This window comes from Cedecea colo (assembly GCF_011808225.1).
GTDB classification, from domain to species: domain Bacteria; phylum Pseudomonadota; class Gammaproteobacteria; order Enterobacterales; family Enterobacteriaceae; genus Dryocola; species Dryocola colo.
Map to the genome: position 1 here is coordinate 45,618 of NZ_SOYS01000010.1, position 13,821 is coordinate 59,438.

At 55.2% G+C, this 13,821-nt stretch carries 10 protein-coding genes; 6 read left to right on the forward strand and 4 right to left on the reverse strand.

Going from position 1 to position 13,821, the window contains the following annotated elements; translation table 11 throughout:
* Positions 1–4 precede the first annotated feature (4 nt).
* Complete coding sequence (locus E2L00_RS18075) at positions 5–598, reverse strand: YhgN family NAAT transporter (RefSeq protein WP_167614171.1); 594 nt, start codon at positions 596–598, stop codon at positions 5–7.
* 166 nt (positions 599–764) lie between these two features.
* Between E2L00_RS18075 and asd the strand changes: the two genes are divergently transcribed.
* The 6 genes from asd (at position 765) to glgP (ending at position 11,602) form a co-directional block, all read left to right on the forward strand.
* A complete protein-coding gene (gene asd / locus E2L00_RS18080; protein ID WP_167614173.1) occupies positions 765–1,871 on the forward strand; it encodes an aspartate-semialdehyde dehydrogenase in 1,107 nt (368 codons plus the stop codon).
* A gap of 259 nt (positions 1,872–2,130) precedes the next feature.
* Positions 2,131–4,317 (forward strand): 1,4-alpha-glucan branching enzyme, encoded by a 2,187-nt coding sequence (gene glgB / locus E2L00_RS18085; RefSeq protein ID WP_167614175.1) that lies wholly within the window; start codon positions 2,131–2,133, stop codon positions 4,315–4,317.
* On the forward strand, positions 4,314–6,296 hold the full coding sequence (gene glgX, locus E2L00_RS18090) for a glycogen debranching protein GlgX (RefSeq protein ID WP_167614177.1): 1,983 nt from the start codon (positions 4,314–4,316) through the stop codon (positions 6,294–6,296). Before glgB ends, glgX begins: the two co-directional genes overlap by 4 nt.
* Before the next feature lie 14 nt (positions 6,297–6,310).
* Positions 6,311–7,594 (forward strand): glucose-1-phosphate adenylyltransferase, encoded by a 1,284-nt coding sequence (gene glgC, locus E2L00_RS18095; protein WP_167614179.1) that lies wholly within the window; start codon positions 6,311–6,313, stop codon positions 7,592–7,594.
* Positions 7,595–7,701: 107 nt separating this feature from the next.
* Entirely contained in the window at positions 7,702–9,135 is a 1,434-nt protein-coding gene (gene glgA / locus E2L00_RS18100; protein WP_167614181.1) for a glycogen synthase GlgA, read from the forward strand.
* Between the two features lie 19 nt (positions 9,136–9,154).
* Positions 9,155–11,602: a glycogen phosphorylase gene (gene glgP / locus E2L00_RS18105; RefSeq protein WP_167614183.1), complete on the forward strand. Its 2,448-nt coding sequence runs from the start codon at positions 9,155–9,157 to the stop codon at positions 11,600–11,602.
* An 83-nt stretch (positions 11,603–11,685) separates the two neighbouring features.
* On the opposite strand, the gene E2L00_RS18110 is transcribed toward glgP, so the two are convergent.
* From E2L00_RS18110 to glpE, 3 genes are read right to left on the reverse strand one after another with little or no spacing between them, the layout of a single operon-like run.
* Positions 11,686–12,444, reverse strand: coding sequence for a DeoR/GlpR family transcriptional regulator (locus tag E2L00_RS18110; RefSeq protein WP_167614185.1), 759 nt, complete (start codon positions 12,442–12,444; stop codon positions 11,686–11,688).
* A gap of 16 nt (positions 12,445–12,460) precedes the next feature.
* Positions 12,461–13,291, reverse strand: coding sequence for a rhomboid family intramembrane serine protease GlpG (gene glpG, locus E2L00_RS18115; RefSeq protein ID WP_167614187.1), 831 nt, complete (start codon positions 13,289–13,291; stop codon positions 12,461–12,463).
* 46 nt (positions 13,292–13,337) lie between these two features.
* On the reverse strand, positions 13,338–13,667 hold the full coding sequence (glpE, locus tag E2L00_RS18120) for a thiosulfate sulfurtransferase GlpE (RefSeq protein WP_167614189.1): 330 nt from the start codon (positions 13,665–13,667) through the stop codon (positions 13,338–13,340).
* Between the last annotated feature and the right edge of the window lie 154 nt (positions 13,668–13,821).

A 13,821-nucleotide genomic window follows, 5' to 3' on the forward strand; every position in this document is an offset into this window, starting at 1 on the left:
ACTATCAGCCCTGCATCCACGTCCGAATGCCATCCAGGAACATTTGGGTGGAAATCATAATCAGCACCAGGCCCATTAAACGCTCCAGCGCGTTGACGCCTTTTTCCCCCAACAGGCGCAGGAACAGCGACGATTGCAGCAGAATAGCGACCGTGCCGCCCCAGGCCAGCATCAGCGCGGCCACTAAATGCCCCATCTGGTTTGGATACTGATGTGAAAGCAGCATTAGCGTTGCCAGCAGCGACGGTCCGGCGACCAGCGGAATTGCCAGCGGTACGATAAAGGGTTCTTCGCCCGCAGGCAGGCCGGTGGTGCTTCCTTCCTGGCTGGGGAAAATCATTTTAATCGCGATCAGGAAAAGGATAATCCCGCCTGAAATCGACACGGTTTCCGCACGCAGGTTAAGGAAAGCGAGAATTTTTTCCCCGGCAAACAGGAAAATCAGCATCAATAATAGCGCGATAAGCAGCTCGCGGATCATAATTTTCCGGCGGCGCTTTGGCTCCGTATGTTTGAGCACTGACATAAAAATCGGCAGGTTGCCCAGCGGATCCATAATCAGGATCAGCAGAACCGCTGCGGATATAATTTCGTTCATCTATTTTCCCCGAAAAACGCCCAAGTTTTACCGCTAATAAGCTTTGTTTCTGATGCAGCGGATATCATTGATTAATTTCACTTGCGACTTTGGCTGCATTTTGTAAGGTGGATGGCAGTTGCAATTACTGCACACAACGCAAACACTTCAGCACGGATAAGTCGCTATGAAAAATGTAGGTTTTATTGGCTGGCGCGGTATGGTCGGCTCTGTACTCATGCAGCGCATGGTAGAAGAGCGTGATTTTGACGCCATTCGTCCCGTTTTCTTCTCAACTTCCCAGTTGGGCCTTGCCGCCCCGTCTTTCGCAGGCCAACCTGGCGGTACGCTTCAGGACGCCTACGATCTGGAAGCGCTGAAGGCACTGGACATCATCATTACTTGCCAGGGTGGCGATTATACCAATGAAATCTACCCAAAGCTTCGTGAAAGCGGCTGGCAGGGCTACTGGATTGACGCTGCATCTTCGCTGCGCATGAAGGACGAGGCGATTATTATTCTCGACCCGGTAAACCAGCACGTTATCCAGGACGGCCTGAACAAAGGCGTGAAAACCTTTGTTGGCGGTAACTGCACCGTCAGCCTGATGCTGATGTCCCTGGGCGGCCTGTTTGCCAACGATCTGGTTGACTGGGTTTCCGTTGCGACTTATCAGGCGGCATCCGGCGGCGGCGCGCGTCACATGCGCGAACTGCTAAGTCAGATGGGCCAACTGCATAATCATGTTGCCGGTGAACTGGCCGATCCGGCCTCCGCCATCCTCGATATCGAACGTAAAGTGACCGACCTTGGCCGCAGCGGCACGCTGCCGGTGGACAACTTTGGCGTACCGCTGGCGGGCAGTCTGATTCCGTGGATCGACAAACAGCTTGATAACGGCCAGAGCCGCGAAGAGTGGAAAGGGCAGGCGGAAACCAACAAAATCCTTAATACCAGCACCGCTATCCCCGTTGATGGGCTGTGCGTGCGTGTCGGTGCGCTGCGCTGCCATAGCCAGGCTTTCACCATTAAATTGAAAAAAGACGTTTCAATCCCAACCATCGAAGCGATGCTTAGCGCGCATAACGACTGGGCGAAAGTGGTGCCAAACGATCGCGAGATAACCATGCGCGAGCTGACTCCTGCTGCGGTGACCGGCACGCTGACCACGCCTGTAGGCCGTTTGCGTAAGCTGAATATGGGGCCGGAATATCTCTCTGCCTTCACCGTCGGTGACCAGCTCTTATGGGGCGCGGCGGAACCGTTGCGCAGAATGTTGCGGCTGCTCGCATAATTACACTTTCATACTAAAGGGGCATTGCGGCCCCTTTTTTTCGCGTCATACATGGTGTATTCGCAGTAATTCCCAGGAGTAAAACAGCACGTTGGCTATGCTTAATTCAGGACGGTAAAAATCGTCGTGACGGTTAGTTGGGCGGAACAGCTTACAGGAAGTTTTTTTACGCTGTCCTTTTGGTCAATGATAAGTGTTACGCCAGCGCCTAAGCGTTGCGTTGGGTCCGGTGGCACATACAATAAACAGGACGAATGCCATGTCTGTTCTTCCAGAAAAAGACGTGATAAATGCGCTGATTGCGGGTCATTTTGCTGACCCCTTTTCCCTGCTTGGGATGCACAAAACAGAAGCAGGACTGGAAGTCCGCGCGTTGTTGCCAGACGCAACCGAAGTCTGGGTTATCGAACCAAAAACCGGGCGCAAAGTCGGCAAGCTCGAATGCCTCGACTCGCGTGGATTCTTCTGCGGGCTTATCCCGCGGCGTAAAAATCTTTTTCGTTATCAGCTGGCCGTTATCTGGCACGGCCAGGAAAACCTGATTGACGACCCATATCGGTTTGGCCCGCTGATTCAGGAGCTGGATAGCTGGCTGCTCTCTGAAGGTACGCATCTTCGCCCTTACGAAACCCTGGGCGCCCATGCTGATACCATGGACAGCGTGACCGGTACGCGTTTCTCCGTTTGGGCGCCCAACGCTCGCCGCGTTTCTGTGGTGGGGCAGTTTAACTTTTGGGACGGTCGCCGCCACCCGATGCGCCTGCGCCGTGAAAGCGGTATCTGGGAGTTGTTTATTCCCGGCGCGCACCCCGGCCAGCTCTATAAATTTGAACTGATCGACACCGAAGGGAATCTGCGGCTCAAGGCCGATCCGTACGCTTTTGAATCCCAGATGCGCCCGGAAACCGCCTCGCTGATTTGCGGCCTGCCTGAGAAAACCACGCTTAGCCCGGCGCGACAGAAAGCCAACGGTTTTGACCAGCCCATTTCCATTTACGAAGTGCACCTCGGCTCATGGCGTCGCCACGCCGACAATAATTTCTGGCTCAGCTACCGCGAACTGGCGGACCAGCTGGTGCCCTACGTCAAAGAGATGGGCTTTACCCATCTCGAACTGCTGCCGATTAACGAGCATCCGTTTGACGGTAGCTGGGGCTACCAGCCGCAAGGCTTGTATGCGCCCACGCGCCGTTTCGGCACGCGTGAAGATTTCCTTTATTTCATCAATGCGGCACACGCAGCGGGGCTGAACGTGCTGCTCGACTGGGTGCCCGGCCACTTCCCGACGGATGAAGCGGGGCTTGTAAAATTTGACGGCACCTCGCTCTATGAACACGGCGACCCGCGTGAAGGCTACCATCAGGACTGGAATACGCTGATTTATAACTACGGGCGTCGTGAAGTCAGCAACTATCTGGTCGGTAATGCGCTGTACTGGATTGAGCGCTTTGGCATTGACGGCCTGCGCGTGGATGCGGTGGCGTCGATGATCTATCGCGACTACAGCCGCCAGCCGGGGGAGTGGATACCCAATGACAAGGGCGGACGCGAAAATTTAGAGGCCATCGAATTCCTGCGCAATACCAACCGCGTTATTGGCGAGCAAACGCCTGGCGCGGTAACGATGGCGGAAGAGTCGACCGATTTTGCTGGCGTGTCGCGCCCTTCGGCGATGGGCGGGCTGGGCTTCTGGTTTAAGTGGAACCTGGGCTGGATGCACGACACGCTCGACTACATGAAGCTCGATCCGGTGCATCGCCAGTACCATCACGACAAAATGACCTTCGGCATGCTCTATAACAGCACCGAAAACTTTGTGTTGCCGCTTTCGCACGATGAGGTCGTTCACGGCAAGAAATCTATTCTCGACAGGATGCCGGGCGATGCCTGGCAGAAGTTTGCTAACCTGCGCGCCTACTACGGCTGGATGTGGGCCTTCCCGGGCAAGAAGCTGTTATTTATGGGCAACGAGTTCGCTCAGGGGCGTGAGTGGAATCACGACAGCAGCCTGGACTGGCATCTGCTGGAAGGGGATGACAACTGGCACCACGGCGTAAAACGCCTGGTTCGCGATTTGAATCATATCTATCGCCATCATGCGGCGCTGCACGAGTTGGATTTTGACGCCTACGGCTTTGAGTGGCTGGTGGTGGAGGATAAAGTCAACTCGGTATTTATCTTCGTGCGCCGGGATGCGAACGGCAACGAGCTGATTGTCGCCAGCAACTTTACCCCGGTGCCGCGCTATAACTATCGCTTTGGCATCAACCAGCCGGGCCGCTGGCGCGAAGAGCTGAATACCGACTCCATGCACTATCACGGCAGCAATACCGGCAACAGCGGCGTGGTGCAAAGCGATGAGATCCCAAGCCACGGGCGTGACCATTCATTGAGCTTAACGCTGCCGCCGCTCTCGACCATCTGGCTGGTTCGGGAGGGTGAATGACGCTACTCACTGCCGGAAATTCGACGCCGTACGGTTCGAGCTACGACGGAAAGGGGGTGAATTTCACCCTGTTTTCCGCCCATGCTCACAAAGTTGAACTGTGCGTTTTTGACGAGCACGGCCATGAGCAGCGTTACGATTTGCCGATGCGCACCGGCGACATCTGGCATGGCTATCTGCCCGGCGCTAAACCCGGCCTGCACTATGGCTACCGTGTTCACGGGCCGTGGGAACCGCATAACGGGCACCGCTTTAATCCGGCGAAATTACTACTCGATCCCTGTGCTCGCGTGGTGGTGGGCGGCCTGAACGATCATCCGCATTTCCACGGCGGGCATGACGAGCCTGATATGCAGGACGACGCCGGCGAAATGGCGAAGTGCGTGGTGGTGAAGGATAAATTCGACTGGGAAGACGACGAGCATCCGCGCACGCCGTGGGGCAATACCGTTATCTATGAAGCCCACGTTCGCGGCCTGACGCTGCACCACCCGGGCATTCCGGCGGAACTGCGAGGCACCTACGCCGCGCTTGGTCATCCGGTGATGATCGCTTATTTCAAACGCCTGGGCATTACCGCCCTGGAATTGCTGCCGGTGGCGCATTTTGTGACCGAGCCGCGAGTCGCTCATCTTGGGTTAAGCAATTACTGGGGCTACAACCCGCGGGCGTTCTACGCAGCAGAAGGCTATTACGCGACCGGCGGCGATCCGCTGAAGGCCGCTGACGAGCTGCGCGGCGTGATAAAAGCGCTGCATAAAGCAGGTATCGAAGTGATCCTTGATATCGTGCTCAACCACAGCGCGGAGCTGGATCTGGACGGCCCGACCTTCTCCCTGCGCGGAATCGATAACCGTAGCTATTATTGGTTAATGGACAACGGCGATTACCACAACTGGACGGGCTGCGGTAATACGCTGAATTTAAGCCGGCCTGGCGTGGTTGCGCAGATGGTGGACTGCCTTCGTTATTGGGTGGATAGCTGCCATGTTGACGGCTTTCGCTTCGATCTGGCGTCGGTGATGGGCAGAACCCCCGTGTTTCGCCAGGATGCGCCGCTGTTTGAAGCAATCAAAAACGATCCCGTTCTGTCAAAGATCAAGCTGATTGCGGAACCCTGGGATATTGGCGCGGGAGGGTATCAGGTAGGTAATTATCCGCCGCTGTTTGCTGAATGGAACGACCATTTTCGCGACGGCATGCGCCGCTTCTGGTTACGGCAAGATTTATCGTTGGGTGGATTCGCCTGCCGGTTTGCCGGTTCGAGCGACGTCTACCGGCGTGGCGATCGTCGTCCATCAACCAGCATAAATTTAATTACCGCCCACGATGGTTTTACCCTGCGTGACTGCGTGAGCTTTAATCACAAGCACAACGAAGCCAACGGTGAAGACAACCGTGACGGGACGAACAATAACTACTGCAACAACTACGGGTTTGAAGGGCTGGAAGCCAGCCTGATTATTAAAGAGCGGCGGCGCGACAGCGTGCACGCGTTGCTGACAACCTTATTGCTCTCCCAGGGCACGCCGATGCTGCTTGCCGGTGACGAACACGGCCACAGCCAGCACGGTAATAATAACGCTTACTGTCAGGACAACGCCCTGACGTGGCTTGACTGGGAACACGGTAACGAAGGCTTGACGACTTTTACCGCGGCATTGGTTCATCTGCGCCAGACGATTCCGGCATTAACCCGCAATAGCTGGTGGGAGGAAGAAGATGACAATGTGCGTTGGTTAAATAAAGAGGCTCAACCTCTGAGTGCCGACGAATGGCAAAGCGGGATCCATCGTTTACAGATCCAGCTCAGCGAACGTTGGCTTATTACGGTAAATGCCACCGAAGAAGTAGCAGATATCGTATTACCTGAAGGGGAGTGGCGAGCCATTCCTCCTTTTGCCGGTGAGGACAACCCGGTGGTGATGGCTGTATGGCATGGGCCTGCGCACGGAGTCTGCGTATTCCAGAAGTCATGAAAAAGGAGTCAGTCATGGTTAGGTTTGAGAAGAACGATCCTCTGATGTTGGCAAGACAGCTACCGAATAAATCTGTTGCTCTGATTCTGGCAGGTGGCCGCGGTACCCGATTAAAAGATTTAACCTCGACGCGTGCGAAGCCCGCTGTACACTTTGGCGGCAAGTTCCGCATTATTGATTTTGCTTTATCCAACTGTATTAACTCCGGGATCCGCCGTATCGGCGTGATTACCCAGTATCAGTCCCACACGCTGGTGCAGCATATCCAGCGCGGCTGGTCCTTTTTCAGCGAAGAGATGAACGAGTTTGTTGACCTGTTGCCCGCACAGCAGCGCGTGCACGGTGAAAACTGGTATCGCGGTACGGCAGATGCGGTAACCCAGAATCTTGACATCATCCGACGCTATAACGCCGAGTACGTGGTGATTCTGGCCGGAGATCATATCTACAAGCAGGACTACTCGCGCATGCTCATCGATCATGTCGAGAAGGGCGCGCGCTGTACGGTAGCCTGTATGCCGGTGCCGCTGCACGAAGCGACGGCGTTTGGCGTGATGGCCGTAGACGAAGAAGACAAGATAATCGAATTCGTCGAAAAGCCAGCCAATCCGCCGTCCATGCCGGGTGACGACAGCAAAGCGTTAGCCAGCATGGGGATTTATGTTTTTGATGCCGATTACCTCTACGAGCTGCTTGAAGCCGACGATGTCGACGACAGTTCCAGCCACGACTTTGGTAAAGACATCATTCCCAACGTGATGAAATCCGGCGAGGCGTTTGCGCATCCATTCCCGCTTTCCTGCGTGCAGTCAGATCCGAACGCAGAGCCGTACTGGCGCGACGTGGGGACGCTGGAAGCCTACTGGAAAGCCAACCTCGACCTCGCCTCGGTGACGCCGGAGCTGGATATGTACGATCAGGAATGGCCGATCCGTACCCATATGGAACCTCTGCCGCCGGCGAAATTTGTGCAGGACCGCTCGGGCAGCCACGGCATGACGCTGAACTCGCTGGTTTCCGGCGGGTGCATTATTTCCGGGTCGGTGGTGGTGCAGTCGGTGTTGTTCCCGCGAGTGCGTATTAACTCGTTTTGTAATATCGATTCGTCAGTTCTGCTGCCGGATGTGAAAGTTGGGCGTTCGTGCCGTCTGCGCCGCTGCGTTATCGACAGGGCGTGTGTCATCCCGGAAGGGATGGTGATTGGCGAAAACGCGGAAGAAGACGGGCGTCGTTTCTACCGCTCGGAAGAAGGCATTGTGCTGGTAACCCGGGACATGCTGGCCAAACTGCAAGGTTAGAAGTGAAGGATTGACCCACGCGCGGCGCATGCCGCGCGCTGTCATTTTATCGTTCGGCGCTGTACCTGACTAAAAACAGCGCCGCGACTTGCTATACGGGAGCGATAATGCAGGTCTTACATGTATGTTCTGAAATATTCCCACTCTTAAAAACTGGTGGGCTTGCTGATGTTATCGGCGCGCTACCCGCAGCCCAGATAGCTGGGGGCGTGGAGACACGCGTTTTGCTGCCTGCTTTCCCGGATATCCGTCGTGGTATTGCTGATGTGCAGGTGGTTGCCCACCGCGATACCTTTGCGGGTCATATCTCTTTGTTATACGGCCATTTCAGCGGCGTCGGGATTTACCTGATCGACGCTCCTCATTTATACGACAGACCAGGAAGCCCTTACCACGACACTAACCAGTTCGCCTATCCCGATAACGTGCAGCGTTTTGCGCTGCTCGGGTGGGTTGCCTGCGAGATGGCCTGCGGCCTGGATCCCTTCTGGCATCCGGATATCGTGCATGCGCATGACTGGCATGCGGGCCTTGCGCCAGCCTATTTGCACGCGCGCGGCAACCCCGCAAAGTCGGTGTTCACCGTTCATAACCTGGCCTATCAGGGACTGTTTTACGCCCATCATATGAATGATATTGGCCTGCCCTGGTCGTTTTTTGATGTGAACGGGCTGGAATTTAACGGACAAATTTCGTATTTGAAAGCGGGCCTTTATTATGCCGATCATATAACGGCGGTCAGCCCAACCTACGCGCGGGAAATCACCGAGCCGCAGTTTGCCTACGGCATGGAAGGGCTGCTGCGTCAGCGCCACCGTGAAGGTCGGCTGTCCGGCATACTGAACGGCGTGGATGAAAAAATCTGGGACCCGGCCCACGACCTGCTGCTTGCCGCGCGCTATAACCGCGACACGCTGGAAGAAAAGGCCGAGAACAAGCGCCAGTTGCAAATTGCGATGGGGCTGAAGGTCAACGACAAAGCGCCGCTTTTTGCGGTGGTGAGCCGTTTAACCAGCCAGAAAGGGCTGGATCTGGTGCTCGAAGCGCTGCCGGGTCTGCTGGAGCAGGGCGGCCAGTTGGCCTTGTTAGGCGCGGGCGATGCGGTTATGCAGGAAGGCTTCCTGGCGGCGGCGGCAGAACACCCAGGCCAGGTTGGCGTACAGATCGGTTATCACGAAGCCTTTTCTCATCGCATTATGGGCGGGGCGGACGTGATTCTGGTGCCCAGCCGGTTTGAGCCTTGTGGCTTAACGCAATTGTACGGTTTGAAGTACGGCACCTTACCGCTGGTGCGGCGGACAGGTGGGCTTGCGGATACCGTTTCAGACAGTTCGCTGGAAAACCTGGCGGACGGTATCGCCAGCGGGTTCGTCTTTGAAGACAGCAATGCCTGGTCGCTGTTAAGAGCGATTCGGCGTGCCTTCGTGTTGTGGTCCCGCCCGTCGCTGTGGCGATTTGTCCAGCGTCAGGCCATGGGTATGGATTTTAGCTGGCAGGTGGCGGCACAATCTTACCGCGACCTTTATCAACGCTTGATGTAATCATCCAGGAATCACCCATATGAACGCACCCTTTTCCTATGCATCACCCACGCTTAGCATCGAGGCGTTGAAACACTCGATTGCCTATAAGCTGATGTTTACGGTGGGGAAAGACCCTGCCATCGCCAACAAACACGAGTGGCTTAACGCCACGTTGTTTGCCGTGCGTGACCGTCTGGTCGAACGCTGGCTGCGTTCTAATCGCGCTCAACTTTCGCAAGAGGTTCGCCAGGTTTACTACCTGTCAATGGAATTTCTGATTGGCCGTACGCTTTCTAATGCTCTGCTTTCGCTGGGCATTTATGAGGATGTGCAAAACGCCCTTGAAGAGATGGGGCTCGATCTTGAAGAGCTGATTGACGAGGAGAACGACCCCGGCCTTGGTAACGGCGGCCTTGGCCGCCTTGCCGCCTGCTTTCTTGATTCACTGGCAACGCTCGGTTTACCGGGGCGCGGCTACGGTATCCGCTACGACTACGGCATGTTTAAGCAAAACATCGTTGATGGCCGTCAGAAAGAATCTCCTGATTACTGGCTGGAATACGGCCATCCGTGGGAATTCAGACGTCACAACACACGTTATAAAGTGCGTTTCGGCGGGCGCGTTCAGCTGGAGGGCAAGAAAACCCGCTGGGTGGAAACCGAAGAGATCCTTGCGGTTGCCTATGACCAGATTATCCCCGGTTACGATACCGACGCGACCAACACGCTGCGCCTGTGGAATGCGCAGGCAAGTAACGAAATCAACCTCGGTAAATTCAACCAGGGCGACTACTTCGCCGCGGTAGAAGATAAGAATCATTCAGAAAATGTATCGCGCGTGCTTTATCCGGATGACTCTACCTATTCCGGCCGCGAGTTACGTCTGCGCCAGGAATATTTTCTGGTCTCGGCGACGGTGCAGGACATTCTCAACAGTCACTATCAGCTACACAAAACCTACGCCAATCTGGCGGATAAAGTCGCGATTCACCTCAATGACACCCATCCGGTGCTGTCTATCCCTGAACTGATGCGTTTGTTAATGGACGAGCATAAATTCAGTTGGGAAGGGGCATTTGAGGTAACCTGCCAGGTGTTCTCGTACACCAACCACACGTTGATGAGCGAAGCGCTGGAAACCTGGCCGGTAGATATGCTCGGTAAAATTCTGCCGCGCCATCTGCAAATCATTTTCGAAATTAACGACTACTTTCTGAAAACGCTTCAGGAGCAGTATCCCAGCGATACGGGCCTGCTGGGACGCACTTCAATTATCGACGAATCAAACGGACGCCGCGTGCGCATGGCCTGGCTTGCGGTGGTGGTGAGCCACAAGGTGAACGGCGTTTCTGAACTGCATTCAAATCTGATGGTGCAATCGCTGTTTGCGGATTTCGCTACCATCTTCCCGATGCGTTTCTGTAACAAAACCAACGGTGTGACGCCAAGACGTTGGCTGGCGCTGGCGAATCCGCCGCTTTCAGACGTGCTGGACGAAAATATCGGCCGCACCTGGCGCACCGATCTTAGCCAGCTTAACGATTTGAAGCAGCACATTGATTACCCGACGGTGCATCAGGCCGTGCGTAAAGCGAAGCTCGCCAATAAGAAAAGGCTGGCGGAATATATCGGCCAGCAGCTCAACGTGGTGGTGAACCCGAACGCGCTGTTCGACGTGCAGATCAAACGCATCCATGAATATAAACGCCAGCTAATGAACGTGCTGCATGTCATCACGCGTTATAACCGCATCAAGGCGGACCCAACGGCCGGGTGGGTGCCGCGCGTGAATATCTTCGCCGGTAAAGCCGCATCGGCGTATTACATGGCGAAACACATCATCCACCTTATTAACGATGTGGCGGCAGTCATTAACAACGACCCGGTGGTGAAAGATCTGCTGAAGGTGGTATTTATCCCGAATTACAGCGTGAGCCTTGCGCAGATCATTATTCCGGCGGCGGATCTCTCCGAGCAAATTTCTCTTGCCGGAACAGAAGCTTCCGGCACCAGTAACATGAAGTTTGGCCTGAACGGTGCGCTGACCATCGGCACGCTCGACGGCGCAAATGTCGAAATGCTGGAGCACGTAGGGGCGGATAATATTTTCATCTTTGGTAATACGGCGGAAGAGGTTGAAGCGCTGCGGCGCAACGGCTATAAGCCGCGCGAATATTACGAGAAAGATGAAGAGCTGCACCAGGTGCTGACGCAAATCGGAACCGGCACGTTCAGTCCGGGTGAGCCAACCCGCTACCGGGACCTGCTGGATTCACTGATTAACTTTGGCGACCATTATCAGGTGCTGGCGGATTATCGCAGCTACGTGGATTGCCAGGATAAGGTGGACGAGCTGTACTGCCAGCCGGAAGAGTGGACGATCCGCACGATGCACAATATCGCCAATATGGGGTACTTCTCATCCGACAGGACGATTCAGGAATACGCCGACGAGATTTGGCATATTAAACCGGTGCGGCTGTAGGTTTTACGGCTTAACCCTCTCCCTGACGGGGAGAGGGAACCTGGTTGAACCTTCCCCTCTCCCCGCCAGGGAGAGGGTCTGAATCAGCACAGTTCCAGCAGCACGTTATTATCCGTAATCACCTGCATCACGCCCGCAGGCGGCATTACGTCGGTGTAAACCTGATCGACCAGGCTAATACTGCCCAGATTAACCATCGCGTTGCGGCCAAATTTAGAGTGATCGACGACCAGCATCACGCAGCGGGAGTTATCAATGATTGCGCGCTTGGTACGCACCTCGTGATAGTCAAATTCCAGCAGGGAACCGTCACCGTCGATGCCGCTTATTCCCAGAATGCCGAAATCCAGGCGGAACTGAGAGATAAAGTCGAGCGTTGCTTCACCGATAATTCCGCCGTCGCGGCTGCGCAGTTCGCCGCCCGCCAGAATGATACGAAAGTCTTCTTTTACCTTCAGCGTGTTAGCGACGTTCAGATTGTTGGTGACCACGCGTAAATTACTGTGGTCTAAAAGCGCATGGGCGACGGCTTCCGGCGTGGTGCCAATATCGATAAACAGCGTGGCGCCGTCCGGGATTTGGCTGACAACTTTACGCGCAATACGCTCTTTCTCTGCCGTCTGGGTCTCCTTGCGATCGTGCCACGGGGTATTCACCGAGCTGGACGGCAGCGCCGCGCCGCCGTGGTGACGCATAATCATGTTCCGATCGGCAAGATCGTTCAGATCGCGGCGAATGGTCTGCGGGCTGACCGAAAATTGCTCCACCAGCTCTTCAGTGCTGACATACCCCTGCTTTTTAACCAGCTCGACAATCGCGTCGTGTCGTTGCGTTTGCTTCATGCTCTACTCCAGATTCTTATGTTCGTTTTCGCGCATGCAGAGTATCGACCAGCGCCATCGCGAGACCCACCAGCAGACCGGTAACGTGTGCGGCGTTAGCGATCGACAATCCTAAAATATTGAAGTAGCCCAGCACTATCCACAGCACCGCAAAGGCCATCAGGCCGCGCTGCATATAGATCCCGCTTTCAGGATCGCGCTCGCCCCTGAGCCACATATAGCCCATCAGCGCATAAACCGTTCCGGATAATCCACCGAACAACGGGCCGCTGAATTTTGCCTGTACGTAGCCGCTGAGCAGCGCCGAGATAATCGTCAGGGTGATGAGTTTTCCGCTGCCAAGCCGCTTCTCCAGCGGGCCGCCGAGATACCACCACCATAGCAGGTTGAAAGTGATATGCAGCAGCGAAAAATGCATAAAGGCATGGCTGAAATAGCGCCAGAATTCGTAGCGCAGGCTGTCATCATAAGGCCAGGCCAGCCATACCATCACGGTGCGATCGCCCAGAACCTGCATAGTCAGCCAGACCAGCACGCAAGCGGCAATTACCGCAAGCGTAAACGGCCCGGCCTTTTGCTGGATTGTCGCAAGGAAGGGATAACGCTGGTAGCGCAGGCCGCTATCGGTATTACCTGCAGCCCAGCTTGCCGCCAGATATCGTGCGTCGCCGGGATTGGCGAGAAACTGTTCCAGCTCGTGGCGCACTCTGGATTCCTGGCCATCATCTGCAAGCCAGATATCGCTCAGCTGGTGCTGTTGGATAGTGAGGACGACGCCCTGCGTCGCCATATAGTCGACAAACGCCTGCGCAACTCGCGGATTGGCAAACGAGGTGATCATGATCATAGGGTTTTAATCAAATCCTTACAAAAGGAAGCAGTATACCTGCACCTTATGCAGCGCCGCGATCGACTTCCGCCGGGAAATGACGATGCCAGGCATCAAAGCCGCCATCTACGCTGTAAACGTTGTCATAGCCCTGTTGCAGCAGGTACTGGGCCGCGCCTTTGCTGCTGTTGCCGTGATAGCACATCACCATGACCGGCGTATCGAAATCGGTCTGCTGCATAAAAGCGACCAGGCGGTCATTCGTCAGATGAAAAGCGCCCGGCGTGTGGCCCATCGCAAAGCTCTGCGGATCGCGGATATCCACTAATACCGCCAGTTTCTGGTGCAGCTTCTGGTGCGCTTCTTCCACACCAATACATTCAAATTGATCCATAGCTTGCTCATGTACATATAAAGGAAAGGGGCAGACTCGCCGTCATACTAAGCGAAACCTGCGTCCGGCCGCTGATATTAACGCCATTATGTTATCCATATCACGCAGAAATGTTTTTTTTTCGTTAGCAAAACGCCGGTCGCTTGCTATTATG

What these genes read in the sequence shown, in the direction of transcription:
- glgC (WP_167614179.1), top strand. Translation starts at nt 6,311, where the DNA reads ATGGTTAGGTTTGAGAAGAACGATCCTCTGATGTTGGCAAGACAGCTA.
- glgB (WP_167614175.1), top strand. Translation starts at nt 2,131, where the DNA reads ATGTCTGTTCTTCCAGAAAAAGACGTGATAAATGCGCTGATTGCGGGT.
- asd (WP_167614173.1), top strand. Translation starts at nt 765, where the DNA reads ATGAAAAATGTAGGTTTTATTGGCTGGCGCGGTATGGTCGGCTCTGTA.
- E2L00_RS18110 (WP_167614185.1), bottom strand. Translation starts at nt 12,444, where the DNA reads ATGAAGCAAACGCAACGACACGACGCGATTGTCGAGCTGGTTAAAAAG.
- glgX (WP_167614177.1), top strand. Translation starts at nt 4,314, where the DNA reads ATGACGCTACTCACTGCCGGAAATTCGACGCCGTACGGTTCGAGCTAC.
- glgP (WP_167614183.1), top strand. Translation starts at nt 9,155, where the DNA reads ATGAACGCACCCTTTTCCTATGCATCACCCACGCTTAGCATCGAGGCG.
- E2L00_RS18075 (WP_167614171.1), bottom strand. Translation starts at nt 598, where the DNA reads ATGAACGAAATTATATCCGCAGCGGTTCTGCTGATCCTGATTATGGAT.
- glgA (WP_167614181.1), top strand. Translation starts at nt 7,702, where the DNA reads ATGCAGGTCTTACATGTATGTTCTGAAATATTCCCACTCTTAAAAACT.
- glpG (WP_167614187.1), bottom strand. Translation starts at nt 13,291, where the DNA reads ATGATCATGATCACCTCGTTTGCCAATCCGCGAGTTGCGCAGGCGTTT.
- glpE (WP_167614189.1), bottom strand. Translation starts at nt 13,667, where the DNA reads ATGGATCAATTTGAATGTATTGGTGTGGAAGAAGCGCACCAGAAGCTG.